General features: G+C 66.7%; 10 protein-coding genes. 5 read left to right on the top strand and 5 right to left on the bottom strand.

Going from position 1 to position 16,495, the window contains the following annotated elements; translation table 11 throughout:
- Window positions 1-97: 97 nt before the first annotated feature.
- From lysA to argH, 3 genes are read right to left on the bottom strand one after another with little or no spacing between them, the layout of a single operon-like run.
- Window positions 98-1,360, bottom strand: coding sequence for a diaminopimelate decarboxylase (lysA, locus tag OXQ33_RS08615; protein ID WP_267434273.1), 1,263 nt, complete (start codon window positions 1,358-1,360; stop codon window positions 98-100).
- On the bottom strand, window positions 1,360-1,596 hold the full coding sequence (locus tag OXQ33_RS08610) for a hypothetical protein (RefSeq protein WP_267434272.1): 237 nt from the start codon (window positions 1,594-1,596) through the stop codon (window positions 1,360-1,362). The genes lysA and OXQ33_RS08610 overlap by 1 nt, the downstream gene beginning before the upstream one ends.
- Window positions 1,593-2,960, bottom strand: coding sequence for an argininosuccinate lyase (gene argH, locus OXQ33_RS08605; RefSeq protein ID WP_267434334.1), 1,368 nt, complete (start codon window positions 2,958-2,960; stop codon window positions 1,593-1,595). The genes OXQ33_RS08610 and argH overlap by 4 nt, the downstream gene beginning before the upstream one ends.
- A gap of 16 nt (window positions 2,961-2,976) precedes the next feature.
- Here argH and OXQ33_RS08600 point away from each other — a divergent pair, with 16 nt between their 5' ends.
- Window positions 2,977-3,579: a TlpA disulfide reductase family protein gene (locus OXQ33_RS08600; protein WP_267434271.1), complete on the top strand. Its 603-nt coding sequence runs from the start codon at window positions 2,977-2,979 to the stop codon at window positions 3,577-3,579.
- 226 nt (window positions 3,580-3,805) lie between these two features.
- Here the strand turns inward: OXQ33_RS08600 and OXQ33_RS08595 are convergent, their stop codons facing one another.
- Entirely contained in the window at window positions 3,806-6,784 is a 2,979-nt protein-coding gene (locus OXQ33_RS08595) for a TonB-dependent receptor (protein ID WP_267434270.1), read from the bottom strand.
- A 203-nt stretch (window positions 6,785-6,987) separates the two neighbouring features.
- Between OXQ33_RS08595 and OXQ33_RS08590 the strand changes: the two genes are divergently transcribed.
- Window positions 6,988-8,511, top strand: a complete 1,524-nt coding sequence (locus OXQ33_RS08590; RefSeq protein ID WP_267434269.1) for a glucan biosynthesis protein — start codon at window positions 6,988-6,990, stop codon at window positions 8,509-8,511.
- The gene (gene mdoH, locus OXQ33_RS08585) at window positions 8,508-10,319 is read left to right on the top strand and encodes a glucans biosynthesis glucosyltransferase MdoH (RefSeq protein WP_267434268.1); all 1,812 of its coding nucleotides are present in this window, start codon (window positions 8,508-8,510) and stop codon (window positions 10,317-10,319) included. The genes OXQ33_RS08590 and mdoH overlap by 4 nt, the downstream gene beginning before the upstream one ends.
- A 92-nt stretch (window positions 10,320-10,411) precedes the next feature.
- Here the strand turns inward: mdoH and OXQ33_RS08580 are convergent, their stop codons facing one another.
- Window positions 10,412-11,410 (bottom strand): ligase-associated DNA damage response exonuclease, encoded by a 999-nt coding sequence (locus tag OXQ33_RS08580; protein WP_267434333.1) that lies wholly within the window; start codon window positions 11,408-11,410, stop codon window positions 10,412-10,414.
- 19 nt (window positions 11,411-11,429) lie between these two features.
- On the opposite strand from OXQ33_RS08580, the gene OXQ33_RS08575 reads away from it, so the two are divergent.
- On the top strand, window positions 11,430-13,841 hold the full coding sequence (locus OXQ33_RS08575) for a ligase-associated DNA damage response DEXH box helicase (RefSeq protein ID WP_267434267.1): 2,412 nt from the start codon (window positions 11,430-11,432) through the stop codon (window positions 13,839-13,841).
- Between the two features lie 252 nt (window positions 13,842-14,093).
- On the top strand, window positions 14,094-16,193 hold the full coding sequence (locus OXQ33_RS08570) for a bifunctional (p)ppGpp synthetase/guanosine-3',5'-bis(diphosphate) 3'-pyrophosphohydrolase (RefSeq protein WP_267434266.1): 2,100 nt from the start codon (window positions 14,094-14,096) through the stop codon (window positions 16,191-16,193).
- Window positions 16,194-16,495 lie beyond the last annotated feature (302 nt).

Here is a 16,495-nt window from a genome sequence, read left to right as displayed (position 1 = left end):
CGATGGTGGAGGGGCAAATGTCCCCGGCCCCTCCACCACGCCCTGCGGGCGCGGTCCCCCTCCCCATCAGAGATGGGGAGGAATGGGGCGGCGATCGTCACTTCTTCAGCCACTCCGGCACACGCTCGGCGGCGATGATCGTCTCGGCGGCGATGCGGTCGGCAACGACGGCATAGCGGTCGCCCTCGACCATCACCTCGGGCACGAGCGGGCGGCTGTTATAGGTCGACGCCATGGTCGCGCCGTAAGCCCCGGCGGTGCGGAACACGGCCAGGTCGCCCGACTTCACCGCGTCGATCTCGCGATTCATGGCGAAGGTATCGCCGGTCTCGCACACCGGCCCGGCAATATTCGCCATCATCCGCTCGCCGGTCGGCTTCACCGCGACGAAGTCATGATACGCATCGTAGAGCGCAGGGCGCGCGAGGTCGTTCATCGCCGCATCGACGATGACATACGGATTGGCGACGCCGGGCTTCACCCAGACCACTTCGGTCGCCAGCACGCCCGCATTGCCCGCGATCACCCGACCGGGCTCGAACATCAGCTCGACGTCCCATTCCCTGGTCACGCGCGCCACCATCTCGCCATAAGCGGCGGGGGCGGGCATGACGTCGCCGGGCTTGTAGGGGACGCCCAGCCCGCCGCCCAGATCGACGCGAGTGATGCGGTGCCCCGCCCCGCGCAGCTCGGCGACCAACTCGCCGACGCGCTTATAGGCGGCCTCCAGCGGCGCGAGGTCGCCCAACTGGCTGCCGATGTGGCAGGCGACACCCTTCAGGTCGATACCCGGCAGCCCCGCCAGACGGTCGAACATGCCGAGCGCCTGGTCGATCGGCACGCCGAACTTGTTCTCCTTGCGGCCGGTTGAGATCTTGGCATGGGTGCCCGCATCCACGTCCGGGTTCACCCGCAGCGTGGCGGGGGCGACGAGGCCGCGCTCATGGGCCAGCTCGGCGAGGACCGCGCTCTCTTCTTCCAGTTCCAGGTTGAACTGGCCGATCCCGGCCTCCAGCGCGGCGATCAGTTCTGCACGGGTCTTGCCCACGCCGGAGAAGACGATGTCCTCCGCCTTCATCCCCGCCGCCAGTGCGCGGCGCATCTCGCCGACCGAGACGACGTCCGCGCCGTACCCCTCGTCCGCCAGCACGCGGAGCACGGCAAGATTGGGGTTCGCCTTGATCGCATAGGCCAGGTGCACGCGCGGCAGGGCGCTCAGCCCCTCGCGGAACACCTGCGCGTGACGGCGGAAGGTGGAGGCGGAATAGATATAGACCGGCGTGCCGACGTCCGCGGCAATCCGGGATACGGGCACGTCCTCCACATGGAGTTCGCCGTTCTGAAAATGAAAATGGTCCATCAGCGGGGGGGCAAATCAAATTCGTCCGAACGCCGATCCTGCGACTGGGTCATCAGTTCGTCGGAGCGTTGCGGGCGTTGTTGGGGGGTGGCCGTCAGCAATTGCTGCGGCGTCGGAGTCGCGGTGGCGCCGCGTGGCGCGACGGGCAGGTTCTCGCCCTTGGCGGGTTGCAGCCGGTTGGCGGCGCCACAGCCGGTCAGGCCCAGCGCGACCAGCATGGCGAGCGCGCGCTTCATGCGCGCAGGCCCCGTGCGGTCGCGATGGCCGAGCGGACATTGGCGGGCGCGGTGCCGCCGAAGCTGACCCGGCTGGCGACCGAGGCATCGACCGACAGCACGTCATAGATGCTGTCGTTGATTCGCACGTCGATGCCGGTCAGATCGTCGATCGACAGTTGATGCAGCATCACGCCCTTCTCCTCGGCGAGTTTGACCGCGCGACCGGTGATGTGATGCGCCTCGCGGAAAGGAATGCCGCCGACGCGCACCAGCCAGTCGGCCAGATCGGTCGCGGTCGAGAAGCCCGCCTCCGCCACCGCGCGCATCCGCTCCGTGCGGAAGGTCGCGCTCTGGATCATGCCGGTCATCGCCGCGATCGACAGGGCCAGCAGGTCGTGCGCCTCGAACACCGGCGGCTTGTCGTCCTGCATGTCCTTGGAATAGGCCAGCGGCAGGCCCTTCATCGTGACCATCAGGCTGGTCATGCAGCCCATGATGCGCCCCGCATGGCCGCGCACCAGTTCGGCGGCGTCGGGGTTGCGCTTCTGCGGCATGATCGAGCTGCCCGTCGACCATTGGTCGCTGAGCGCCACGAAGCCGAAGGGCTGCGACGCCCAGAGCACGAATTCCTCGGCCAGTCGCGACAGATGCAGCGAGCAGTTGGTCGCCGCCTGGAGATAGTCGATGGCGAAATCCCGGTCGCTCACCGCATCCAGCGAGTTGCGGGTCGGCGCATCGAAGCCGAGCGCCGCCGCCGTCATGTGCCGATCGACCGGAAACCCCGTCCCCGCCAGCGCCGCCGAACCGAGCGGACACTGGTTCATCCGCGCCCGCGCGTCCGCAAATCGGCTGGCATCGCGCACGATCATCTCGTGATAGGCCATCAGGTGATGGCCGAGCGTCACCGGCTGCGCGGACTGAAGATGCGTGAAGCCCGGCATCACGCTGTCGGCATGCTCTTCCGCCCGGGTCAGCAGCGCTTCCCGCAAAGCCCCCAGCGCCACCAGCGTCTCGTCGATCGCATCGCGCACCCACAGGCGGAAATCGGTCGCCACCTGGTCGTTGCGTGACCGCGCGGTATGCAGACGCCCCGCGACCGGGCCGATCAGCGCGGCCAGCTTCGCCTCGGTCTGCATATGGATGTCTTCGAGGGTCAGATCCTCGGCCACACCGTTCGCCGCATAATCCTCGGCGACCTGATGCAGCCCGGCGGCGATCGTCGCGGCGTCCTCGGCCGAGACGATGCCCTGTTTGCCCAGCATGGCGACATGCGCTTTCGACCCGGCGATATCCTGTTTCCACAGTCGCTTGTCGAAGGGGATGGACGCGTTTATCTCGCGCATCACCGCGGCGGGACCTTCTGCGAAGCGCCCGCCCCACATTGCATTGGAGCCGCCCATGTCGTCGCGTACCGTGATCGCCTGTCTCCTGGGGCTGATGGTCGCCGGGTGCGATAAGCAAAGCCCCGCCCCGGAGCAAGCGAACAACAGCTCTACGGGGGAAGTTTCCAGCGGTGAAGTCACCGGCGGCGAGGTCGCTTCGTCGGCGCCCGAGGCCCCCAAAGCCGCCGGCGCGGTCGACCGTGCCCACAAGGGCGAAGCCGCGCCGAGCCTGGGCTTCACCACGCTGGACGGCAAGTCGATGACCTTAGCCGATTTCCGGGGCAAGCCGGTGCTGATGAACCTGTGGGCGACCTGGTGCGGGCCGTGCGTGGCGGAAATGCCGACGCTGGCCGTCACGGCGGATCGCCTGAAGGGCAAGGTCGCGGTGATCGCGGTGGCGCAGGACGATGCGGCCAAGGTGAAGCCGTTCCTGGCGGGCCGGAAACTGGACGCACTGCCCATCTATCTCGACCCAAAATTGTCCCTGAGCGTCCATTACAAGGCGAACCTGCCGACGACGATCCTGTACGGCGCGGACGGCAAGGAGGTCTGGCGGGTGACCGGCGGCTTCGACTGGGCGGGCGCGGAGGCGCAGAAGCTATTGGCCGAGACGGCGTAACTACACCTCCACCGCCCCGGCGAAAGCCGGGGCCCAGAGTCGGCACGGAACGCGGCTCGGCAACTGGACCCCGGCGTTCGCCGGGGTGGACAACGAGGTGAGCGAGAGGCTTCCGATCGCCGTCTCGGCCGCCCCCCCAGAAAAATCCCCGCCCGGTGTGAACCGGACGGGGCAGGCTGGGGTAAAACGCGTTGTCGGGATCGGGGGCGCTGCCGCCCCCTCTCCGTCAGAATTCCGCCGTCAGGCCGATGAACACCGAGCGGCCGACCACGTCGTACATGCCGGGATAGGTGTTGCCGTTGCCGAACGAGGACAGCAGCCCCTGCGCGATGATCGGCGGGTCCTTGTCGAGCAGGTTGTTGACGCCCGCACGGAAGGTGACGCCGTCCTGCACCTTGGCGGTCGCGGCCAGATCGAAATAGCTGTACGCCTTGATCCGGCTGTTGAAGAGCGACGGCGTACCGGTCAGGTTCGGGTCGGTGGAATTGTTGGTCAGGTTGGTCGCGCCGATATAGCGCCAGTTGAGCGAGATCGTCCCCACCTTCGACGCATCGGTCCAGGTGAAGCGCGACTGGTGACGCCATTCGGGCGTCGGCTGGCCGCAAACGGGGCCGAAGAAGCCGACACAGTCATAAGAACCCAGGCCCGGCACCGGCTCGTTCACCAGCTTGCGGTTCCAAGTGCCCTGGAAGTCGATCGCCAGCGATCCCACGCCGCCCAGCGGCTGGAGATAGGCCAGGCCGAAGTCCACGCCCGAGGTGCGCAGCGAACCCGTATTCTGCGTCGTCGAGACGATATAGCCCTGGTCGCCGAAGATGATGCCGCCGCGCGGATCACGCTTGAACAGGTTGCAGAAGAAGGGGTTGCCGGTCGCGATGCACTGGCTGATCGTCTGGTTGACTGAAATCGAACCGATATAGTCGCGCACCTTGATGTCGAAATAATCGACCGAGAAGGACAGCCGCTTCAGGAAGGTCGGCGTCAGGACCAGACCGGCGGTGAAGGTGTCGGCGGTTTCGGGCTTCAGCGCCGGATTGCCGCCGAACTGCGCGGTGCAGGTTTCCGCCGGGCAGTCGGTGATGCGGCCATATTGCGCCTGGGTCACGCCGGTACGGGCGCACTGGGCGAAGGTCGCGGTCGGCGTCGCGGTGGCGCAGGGGTCCTGCGCGCTGACATTGCCGTTGAACTGCGGGCCGAACAATTCCGAGACGTTGGCGGCACGGATCGCGCGGTTATAGCTGCCGCGCAGGCGGATATCGCTGCTCGGTGCCCAGGACAGCTCGGCCTTGTAGGTCGAGACGATCTTGGACAGGTTGCTATAGTCCGATCCGCGATAGCCCGCGTTCAGCGACAGGTCCTTGAAGAAGGGACGATTCTGGACCAGCGGCACTTCGATTTCGGCGAAGATCTCGTTCACGTCGAAGCGGCCCTGGGTCTCCTTGGTCCCCTTTTGCAGCGCCAGCGCGTCGGCCTTGAACTCCAGGCTTTCATAGCGATGCTCGAAGCCGAGCACGACGCCGATACCGTCGCTCGCGAAGGGCGAGGTCACGCCGTATGTGCCCAGGTCCGCACTGATATTGCCGCTGAGCACGGTTTCCTTGTCGACACCCCGGGTCGAGGTCGGCGCATAGATATAGCCGAACGCCGCGTCCGAAATGCCGTTGTAGCGGAAGATGTCGAGCGGAACGCACTGCGGATCGCTGCCGTCGACCACCGACTTACAGGTCGGGGTGCCGTTGACGTTGACCACCTGGATACCGCGATTGGCGCGCGTGGGGTCGATGTCGTTCTCATAGGTCTCGTTATAGAGGACCGTCGAGAACAGCGCGTTGGCGTCATAGCGGATGCCGGGCGCGATCTCGCCGCGCACGCCGCCCGAGAAGCGATAGTCGGTATGGCGCAGGTCGTCGCGACGCGGACGGGCGTTGCCCGCCACCGGGCGATAGCCGATGTAGAGCTGCTGCGTCGCGTTGGTGCCATAGGCCGAGCCGCACAGGATATTGCCCTGCTGCGCGCTGAGCAGCGGATTGTCGCAATTGACCGAGTAGGTATAGCCCTGGAACAGCGCGGACGGGGCGACCTGCGAATTGGTGTGGTCGTCCATGAACATCACGCTGCCATAGGCTTCGACCGACGGCGTGATCTCGTACCGGGCAAAGGCGCCGGCGGTGTAGCGGGTGTCGTTGCGCTGGAAATAGTTCAGCGGCGCGTAATTGTAGCGGAAGCTGGAATCATACGGCACCCAGGTGCGGTTGCCATCGCGCGTGTTGTTGAACCGGCCGGTATCGGCGTTCGGGCCCGTGATCGGGTCGAACAGGCCATATTGGTTGTTGCTCGACCCGCCGCAGATCAGCGTCGAATTGCCCACGCCGTCGGGATCGAACGCGCAGGACGAGACGTCGCGATTGCCCTGAAGGATCGGCTTGGTATCGCGATAGCCGAAATAGGCGGTCACATTGCCGCGATTGTCGGGGAAGTTGGTGCCGAAGGCGACGTTGACGTCCAGCTTCTGCCCGTCGAGCACATTGCGGTTGGCGAGGCGGTAATTGGCCTGGCTCTGGATACGGCGGGCGAACGCATTGTCGTTCTGATGCTGGGCGAAGCCGTACTGGATGTCGGTCCGAATGCCTTCCAGATCGTCGCGCAGGATGAAGTTGACCACGCCCGAAATCGCGTCCGACCCGTACACGGCCGAAGCGCCGCCGGTCACCACGTCGATCCGCTTGACCAGCGCGGAGGGGATGAAGTTCAGGTCGTTGGCCTGCACCGGCAGCATGCGCTGGCCGTTGATCAGCACCAGGTTCCGGTTGCTGCCCAGATTGCGCAGGTTGACGCGCGCGGTGCCGTCCGATCCGTTCGAGGCATTCTCGTTCGCGTCCGGCGTCACCTGCGGCAGGCGGTTGAGCACATTCTCGACCTGCACCGCGCCCTGATAGCGGATTTCGGTATCGTCCACGACCGTCAGCGGGCTGTTGCTGGTCAGGCTGGGGCGCTGAAGCCGGGTGCCGGTGACGACGATCGCCTCGCCCGCCGACCCGTTGGCGCTGTCGGGCAGCGCGGCGGCGTTCGACGGACAGGGCCGGTCGGGTGCGGGCACGCAATCCGTCGCATCATCGCTGGTCGCCCCCTGAGCGGTCTGCGCGCTGGCCGGCGAAACCGAAAGCAGCGCGATCGCAATGGCCCCGACCGAACATGCCAACCTCATGTAATTTCCATTCACGTATGAGCCCCCTAATTGGTTTATTTGGTTAATTTTAACCGAAACCATTAAGGAGTCAAATATATTATACCGTATGCTGCAATCATCTGGTGGCGCGGGAGCAACCGATCGTCGCGTGTTGCGTTGCACAAACGGCCAAGCTCACGCAGCCGGGAGCCGTTCGTCCGTCGCAGGAGATGCTGGAGCCGATGATCCGAGCCAATCGTCGAGAGTTGATCGCGGCGTTCGCCGCCCTGGGGCTGTCACCCGCATGGGCTGGCCGCGCCGCCGCGCAAGCCACGCCTTCGGGTGTCAAGATGGGCCCACCCAAGCCCTTTTCCTGGGCCGCGCTTCAATCGCAGGCCGAGGCCCTGGCCCGGCAACCCTACCGCCCACAGGCCAAGGTGGAGGCCGCCGCCGCCATCGATTACGACGCGGTCGGCACAATCCGGTATCGCGACGACAAGACGCTGGCGGGCGGAATCCGACTGTTCCCGCTGGGCCGCTATGCGCCCAACCCGGTCGGCATCCACATCGTCGAGAACGGCCAGGCGCGCAGCCTTCCCTTCTCCCCCTCGCTCTTCACGGCGGAAGCGGGCCATGCGCCGCCGCTGGGCATCGCCGGGTTCCGCGCGATGACGGCGGACGGCAAGAGCGACTGGCTGGCCTTTCAGGGCGCTTCCTATTTCCGGACCGCAGGCGCGCAGGATCAATATGGCCTGTCGGCGCGCGGGATCGCGATCGATACCGGCATCGACGGACGCGAGGAATTTCCCGCCTTCACCGATTTCTGGATCGAGCGGACGGGTGCGCAGGGCTATTCCGTCCACGCCTTGCTCGACGGGCCGAGCGTGACGGGCGCCTACCGGATCGAGTCGGTGAAGGGCGCGGCCGGGGTCGAACAGCGCGTCTCCGCCGTCCTGTTCTTCCGCCGCGATGCCGAACGCCTGGGCATCGCGCCTGCGACCAGCATGTTCTGGTATGGCGAGGGCAACCGCGCGGCGGGCAGCGACTGGCGACCCGAGATCCACGATTCGGACGGTCTCGCGCTGCTGACCGGCGCGGGGGAGAGGCTGTGGCGACCTTTGGTCAACCCGCCGCGCCCGACGCTGGACAGCTTCGCCGACACCAATCCGCGCGGCTTCGGCCTGCTTCAGCGCGACCGGGATTTCGATCACTATCAGGATGACGGCGCCTTTTACGATCGACGCGCCAATCTGTGGGTCCAGCCGCAGGGGGATTGGGGCCGGGGGCAGGTGATGCTCTATGCCTTCCCCACCAATTCGGAGACGGTCGACAATATCGTCGCCTTCTGGAATCCCGCCGACGCGCCCAAGGCGGGGCAGAAGCGGCAGTTCGACTATCGCCTGAGCTGGGGCTCGACCGACCCGACCGTGGTGCCCGCCATCGCGCACGCCGTCGACCAGTGGACCGGCGCGGCGGGGCGTCCCGGTGCCGAGCCGACACCGGGCGCGCGCAAGCTGGTGGTGGATTTCGTCGGCCCGGCGCTGGCGGGGCTGGACCGGCAGAGCAACGTGACCGCCGATATCGGCGTGTCGCGCGGCAAGCTGCTGAACCAGGCCGCCTATCCGGTCGTCGGCCAGCCCAACCGCTGGCGCGTGACCGCCGATATCGCGCCCGAGGGGCAGGGCCCGGCCGATGTCCGCCTGTTCCTGAAGCGTGGGAACAAGGCGCTGACCGAGACGGTGCTGGCCCCCGTCTTCCTGCCATGACCGACGCCTGGACCGCCCCCAGGGCGATCATGCCGGAGCCCGCGCCGCTGACCATGCCGGTCCAGCGGTTCGACGGCCCCCCGCCCCCGCACGACGCGCCCGAGCCGCGCGCCGGGGTCAATCTGGCACCCGACGATATCCTGACGCGGCGGTTGCTGCTGGTATTGCTGACCGGCCTGCTCGCCACCGCCGCGTCCGCCTCGGTCAAGGAGGCGTTGCTCAGCGACGGGTTCAACCTGCTCGACGGGTTGCTGTTGCTGCTGTTCTTCCCGCTCTTCGCCTGGATCTCGTTCGGCTTCGTCACGGCGGCGATCGGCTTCATCCTGCTGATTTCCGGCGCGCATCCCGGCATCACCCCCGCACCCCGGGGCGCGGCCCCCCTGACCGCGCGGACCGCCGTGCTGGTGCCGGTGCATAATGAGGATGTGGAGGCGGTGTTCGACCGGATCGCGCGGATGGCGACGATGATCGACCGCGCGGGCGCCGCGGAGCGCTTCGCCTTTTTTGTCCTGTCCGACTCGAGCGAAGCGGCGGAGGCGGAGGAGCGCGCCGCCTGGGCCCGGCTCGCCCCCTGGCTGAAGGTGCCGCTTTATTATCGCCGCCGGACCGAGAATATCGGGCGCAAACCGGGCAATGTCGCCGAATGGGTGCGCAACTACGGCGCGGCCTATGACTTCATGCTGATGCTCGACGCCGACAGCCTGATGGGCGGCGACACGATGGTCGGCATGGCCCAGATCATGGAGCAGCGCCCCTCCATCGCGCTGCTCCAGACCGTGCCGATGATCATCGGCGCGACGACCTTCTTCCAGCGCTGGATGCAGTTCGCCAGCCGCTTCTACGGGCCGATCTCGACGGCCGGGCTGGTCTGGTGGTCGGGGTCGGAATCGACCTTCTGGGGGCATAACGCGCTGATCCGAATCCGGGCGTTCGCCGAAAGCTGCGGCCTGCCCGACCTGCCCGGGCGGCCTCCGTTCGGCGGCACGATCATGAGCCATGACATGGTCGAGGCGGCGCTGCTGCGGCGGCGCGGCTGGCGGCTGCACATGCTGATGGTCGAGGACAGTTTCGAGGAATTCCCGCCGACCCTGATCGACCAGGCGGTGCGCGACCGCCGCTGGGCACAGGGCAATACCCAACATCTCAAGCTGCTGGGATCGAGCGGTTTTCACTGGATCAGCCGATTGCAATTGTTCATCGGCGCGCTGGCCTATCTGATGTCGCCCGCCTGGCTGATCCTGATCGCCACCTCGATCGCGCAGAGCCTGTCCGACGATGCCGCGACGGTGCGCGCGGTCACCTCGACCCAGGTGCTAGTCGTGACGTTGATTCTGCTGTTCGGGCCCAAGCTGCTGAGCATCATCTGGGCGATGGCCGACCGGAACCGGCGGGCGAGTTACGGCGGCGCGCGGGGAATCCTGGCATCGGTGGCGCTCGACGTGCCCTTGTCGATCCTGACCGCGCCGGTGATCGCGCTGACCCAGACCATCGACCTGATCAACATCGTGCGCGGTAAGCCGTCGGGCTGGAACCCGCAGAGCCGGGTGCGCGACGGGCTGGCGGCGGCGGATGCCATGCCGCGCTATTACTGGCATCTGGGGGTGGGAGTGGTGCTGCTCGGCGTGTCGTTCCTGAACCCGATGCTGGGGGCGTGGCTGTCGCCGGTGACCTTGGGGCTGTTGCTTGCGCCCTGGCTGGCGATGCAGACGGCGAAGGTGCGGCCGGGCGAAAGGCTGGCAAAGAAGGGCGTGTTCGCGGTGCCGGGATCGGAGGTGGCGGAACCGGCCCGGCCTTTGGCGATGGTATAACGAGTCGTCGCCCCAGCGAAGGCTGAGGCCTCTATCGATCGGAAGTCCGAGTTGCCAAAGATCCCAGCCTGCGCTGGGATGACGGTGGGGTATCAATCATCCTCATCCTCGAACCCCACCAGCGCCAGGGCCCGCGCCTTCATCTGCCGCGTCTCGCACCAATGAACCAACGCCTCCTCGCGACCATGCGTCACCCATACCTCGCGCGGGGCGATCTCGGTCAGGGTTTGGGTGAGTTCGTCCCAATCGGCATGGTCGGACAGGATCAGCGGCAGCTCGACATTCTTCTGCCGCGCGCGCTGGCGCACCCGCATCCAGCCGCTGGCCATCGCGGTGATCGGCTCCGGCAGCCGCCGCGACCAGCGATCGTTGAGCGCGCCGGGCGGACACATCACGACATGCCCCGCAATCTCGGCCTTGGGCGTATCCGCGACCATGCGCAACTCGCCCAGGTCGACGCCCAGTTCCTCATAGAGCGTACATAGCCGCGCCAGCGCGCCGTGGAGATAGATGGGTGCCTCATGCCCCCGCACCCGCAACTCCGCGATCACCCGTTGCGCCTTGCCCAACGCATAGGCGCCGACCAGCACGCAGCGGGTCGGATTGGCGTGGAGCCGCGCGATCAGCTTGTCGATCTCATCGCCGGTTTCGGGGTGGCGGAAGACGGGAAGCGCAAAGGTCGCCTCCGTGACGAACACGTCGCATTTCACCGGCTCGAAGGGCGCGCAGGTCGGGTCGGCGCGACGTTTGTAATCGCCCGAGACCACCACCCGCTCTCCGCGATAATCGAGCACGATCTGCGCCGATCCTAGCACATGCCCGGCGGGGACGAAGCTCACATCCACCTCGCCCAGCCGAATCGTCTCGCCATAACCGACCGCGATGCCGGTCTGGGGGCCGTAACGCGCCTCCATGATCGCCAGCGTCTCCGGCGTCGCCCAGACCGTGCCATGGCCACCGCGCGCATGATCGGCATGGCCGTGCGTCACCAGCGCCCTGGCCTCCGGCTCGGACGGATCGACCCACACATCGGCGGGGGCCACGTAAATCCCGTGTTTATGGGGCTGTATCCAGTCGCCGAGCTTGGCCATGATACCTATATCGTTGGACATGCCCCCCGGTTCCCTTCCGCCCGCCCTGACCGACTGGTTCGCCGCCAAGGGCTGGCAACCGCGCACGCACCAGTTGGCGATACTGGACGAAGCCCGTGCCGGGCGTCACGCTCTGCTGGTGGCGACGACGGGCGCGGGCAAGACGCTGGCGGGGTTCCTGCCGACGCTGACCGAGTTGATCGAGGAACCGACCGAGGGCTTGCACACCCTCTATGTCTCGCCATTGAAGGCGCTGGCGGTCGATATCCGCCGCAACCTCGTCACGCCGATCGAGGAGATGGGCCTCGACATCCGGGTCGAAACCCGGACGGGCGACACCTCGTCGGACAAGAAGGCGCGGCAACGGATCAAGCCGCCGCACATCCTGCTGACCACGCCCGAATCGCTGTCGCTGCTGCTCAGCTATCCCGATGCAGAGACGATGTTTGCCGGACTGAGGACCATCGTGGTGGACGAAGTCCACGCCTTCGCCACCGGCAAGCGCGGCGACCTTCTGTCCCTGTGCATGGCGCGGTTGCAGCGCCTGTCCCCGTCCTTACGCCGTGTCGCTCTGTCGGCGACGGTGGCGGACCCGGACGGCTATCGCGCCTGGCTCGCCCCCGATGGCGATATCGACGCGGTCGGCCTGGTCACCGGTCAGCCCGGTGCGCCGCCCGACATCTCCATCCTGCTGCCCGAGGACCGCATTCCCTGGGCGGGCCATTCGGGCCGTTACGCCGCCGCACAGGTCATGCGGGTGATCGAGGCGAACCGGACCACCATCCTGTTCTGCAACACGCGAAGCCTGGCCGAACTCATCTTTCAGGATTTGTGGAAGGCCAATGACAAGAGCCTGCCGATCGGCGTTCATCACGGCTCGCTCTCATTGGAAGCGCGCCAGAAGGTGGAGGGCGCGATGGCGGACGGCCAGTTGCGCGCACTGGTCGCGACCGCCAGCCTGGACCTGGGCGTCGACTGGGGCGATGTCGATTGCGTGATCCAGATGGGCGCGCCCAAGGGTTCGTCGCGGCTCCTGCAACGCATCGGCCGCGCCAATCACCGGCTGGACGAATCGAGCCGCGCCATCCTGGTCCCCGGCAACCGCTTCGAATATCTGGAGGCCCGCGCCGCGCTCGACGCGGTGGAGGCGGGCGAGCTGGACCCCGACCTGTTCCGGCAGGGGGCGCTCGACGTGCTGGCCCAGCATGTCATGGCCTGCGCCTGCGCCGCGCCGTTCGAGCAGGGCGCGTTACTCGACGAGATCCGCTCGGCCATGCCCTATTCGGCGCTGGACGATACGACCTTCGACCGGGTGCTGCACTTCATCGCGGACGGCGGCTATGCGCTGCGTGCCTATGACAAGTTCAAGCGGCTGGTGCAGCAACCCGACGGCCTGTGGCGTGTCACCCACCCGCAGTTCGTGGCGCAGCATCGCCTGAACGCCGGGATCATCGTCGAGGCGACGATGTTGAAGGTGCGCTTTCGCAACGGCCGCCAATTGGGCCGGGTCGAGGAGGGATTCGCCGCCACCCTCGCCCCCGGCGACACCTTCTTCTTCGCCGGGCTCAGCCTGGAGGTCGAATCGATCGACGGCGAGGACCTGATCGTCCGCGCCACTTCGCGCCCGGCGCGTATCCCGACCTATGGCGGCAGTCGAATGCCGCTGTCGACCAGCTTGGCCGACCGGGTGCGCGGGTTCCTCGCCGACCGGAACGAATGGGATCGCTTTCCCGCAGACGTGCATGACTGGCTGGAGATGCAGGACCGCCGCTCCGTCCTGCCCCGCCCCGGCCAGTTGCTGGTCGAGACCTTCCCGCGCGAGGGGCGGCATTACATGGTCGCCTATAGCTTCGAGGGGTGGAATGCGCACCAGTCGCTGGGGATGCTGATCACCCGGCGGATGGAGGCGCAGGGGCTGAAGCCCTTGGGCTTCGTCGCCAGCGACTATGCGCTGGCCTGTTACGGGCTGGAGAAGGTGACCGACCCGGCCAGCCTCTTCTCGCCCGATATCCTGGAAAACGAGTTCGTCGACTGGGTGCAGCAATCGCACCTGCTCAAGCGCGCCTTTCGCGAGGTGGCGGTGATCGGCGGGCTGGTCGAACGCCAGCATCCCGGCAAGCGCAAGACCGGGCGGCAGGTGACCTTCTCGACCGACCTGATCTACGACGTGCTACGCAAATACGAGCCCGGCCATCTGCTGCTCCAGGCGGCGTGGGACGATGCACGGCAGCGGATGACCGATGTGGGGCGGCTGGCGAATCTGCTCGACCGGGCGGGGGGCACGATGCTGCATGTCGATCTGGAGCGGGTGAGTCCGCTGGCGGTCCCGGTGCTGGTGTTGATCGGGCGGGAGAAGGTGGCGACGGGGAGTGCGGACGACGACCTGCTGATCGAGGCGGAGGCCCTGGCGGCGGAAGCGATGGGGGAGTGATTCCCGTGGCCTTCGACTTCGCTCAGGCTGAACGGAGGTTGGGTATGGGAAACTCCAACGTCTTGCCGCTCCCCTCCCGCAGGCGGGAGGGGATGGGGGAGGGCACGGGGTCTCACCGAGACCGGCCCCCATGGCCCTTGCCCCTCCCCAACCCCTCCCCCTGCCGGGAGAGGGGCTTTAGAAGATCACCCGATCACCCTGATCGCATCAAAAATGTTGCAATGGTCATCCCTACCACGCACATCTGATATCGTGCTCCGCCAGTATGAACTTGTCGACCGCGTGCTCGACTACGACCCCCAGGCCGATGAGGCGCTCCTCAACCGCGCCTATGTCTTCTCGATGAAGGCGCATGGCAGCCAGAAGCGGGCCTCGGGCGATCCCTATTTCAGCCATCCGATCGAGGTCGCCGGCATCCTGACCGACCTGCATCTGGATGACGAGACGATCGCGACCGCCATCCTGCACGACACGATCGAGGATACCGTCGCCACCTATGACGAGCTCGAGCGACTGTTCGGGCCGAACGTCGCGCGGCTGGTCGACGGCGTCACCAAGCTGTCCAAGATCGAGGCGCAGACCGAGAGCGAGCGCGCCGCCGAGAATCTGCGCAAGTTCCTGCTCGCCATGTCGGACGATATCCGCGTCCTGCTGGTCAAGCTGGCCGACCGGCTGCACAATATGCGCACCCTCCATCACATCGCGAAGCCGGAGAAGCGCCGCCGCATCGCGAAGGAGACGATGGACATCTATGCCCCGCTCGCCGAGCGGATCGGCATGTACGAGTTCATGAAGGAGATGCAGATGCTCGCCTTCCAGCAACTCGAACCCGAAGCCTATGAGTCGATCACGCTGCGCCTGGCGCAGATGAAGGAAGGCGGCGGCGACCGGATTTCCAAGATCGCCTCGGGGCTCAAGCTGCTGCTGTCGCGCGGCGGGGTGGAGGCGGACGTGACGGGCCGCGAAAAGTCCGCCTTTTCGATCTTCCGCAAGATGAACGAGCGGCATATCAGCTTCGAGCAACTGTCCGACGTCATGGCCTTCCGCGCGATCGTGCCGGCGGAAGAGGATTGCTACCGTGCATTGGGGCTGATCCATCGCCGCTGGCCGATGGTGCCGGGGCGGTTCAAGGACTATATCTCGACCCCCAAGCGCAACGGATACCGCTCGCTCCACACGAGCGTGATCCATGCCGACAACGCCCGCATCGAGATTCAGATTCGCACCCCCGAAATGCACGCCGAGGCCGATTTCGGCCTGGCTGCGCACTGGACCTACAAGCAGGCGACGCGCCACGACGCGCAGGTCAGCTGGATTCGCGACCTGGTCGAAATCCTCGATACCTCGGACAGCCCCGAAGAGCTGATCGAGCATACGAAGATGGCGATGTATCAGGATCGCATCTTCGCCTTCACCCCCAAGGGCGAACTGATCCAGCTGCCGAAGGGCGCGACGCCGATCGACTTCGCCTATGCCGTGCACACCGATCTGGGCGACCAGGCGGTGGGCGCGAAGCTGAACGGCCGCGTCGTGCCGCTATCGACCGTCATCTCGAACGGCGACCAGGTGCAGATATTGCGCTCGGCCGGACAGACGCCGCAGGCCAATTGGCTGAACCTGGCGATCACCGGCAAGGCGCTGGCCGCGATCCGCCGCCATCTGCGCCAGGCCGAGCGCGCCGAGCAGGTGACTTTGGGCACCAAGCTCTACGAGGACATCGTCCGCCGCCTGCCCGCCCAGATCGGGTCCGACGCGCTGACCCATGCACTGCAACGGCTGAAGATGCCCGACGAGGCGCATCTGATGATCGCCATCGCCCGGCGCACGGTATCGGATGCGGCCGTGATGGAGGCGCTGATGCCCGGATCGGCGGGCGCGGATGTCGCGGCTCTCCCGCCCCAGTCCAGCGCCATCTCGATCAAGGGGCTGACGCCGGGCGTCGCCTATGACCTCGCGCAATGCTGTCACCCGGTGCCGGGCGACCGGATCGTCGGGCTTCGCCGCCCGGATGCGGGGATCGAGGTCCATGCGATCCAGTGTCCGGTGCTCGCCGAACTGGCCGACCGGACCGACGAGGAAACCGACTGGGTCGACGTCTCCTGGGGCGACGAGAGCGAGGGCGCGACCGCGCGCATCTCGGTGATGGTCAAGAACGAACCCGGCGCGCTCGGCATTCTCGCGACGATCATCGGCCAGCATAAGGCGAACATCATTAACGTCCGGCTGGATACGCGCGACACGCGCTTCCACACCAACCTGATCGACGTCGAGGTGCACGACCTGCAACATCTGATGCGCCTGATCGCGGCATTGCGCGCGGCGGATGTGGTGAGTTCGGTCGAGCGGGTCTGAGGTTCGCGCGGAGACGCGGAGGCGCGGAGATGTCCGGCTCCGCCGATCCGACATGCGCGCTCTCGACCGGAAGACGATGTCGCATGGTTGGGAATGGATGCGGCCCACGCTGGGCGAGGCCCCTCCGCGTCTCCGCGCCTCCGCGCGAACCAAATCCTCTCTGTTCCCCGGCGAAGGCCGGGGCCCAGTTGCGGTGCATGATCGAAGGTGCCGGGCGGATGCCTCCCCCGCATCGTTTCGTGCCTCCTAAGCCGCCAAGAAACTGGACCCCGGCCTTCGCCGGGGAACAATTTTCCTGACAC

Source organism: Sphingomonas sp. GM_Shp_1, assembly GCF_026540895.1.
Classification (GTDB): domain Bacteria; phylum Pseudomonadota; class Alphaproteobacteria; order Sphingomonadales; family Sphingomonadaceae; genus Sphingomonas.
This window is presented reverse-complemented; position numbering and strand designations above follow the sequence as displayed.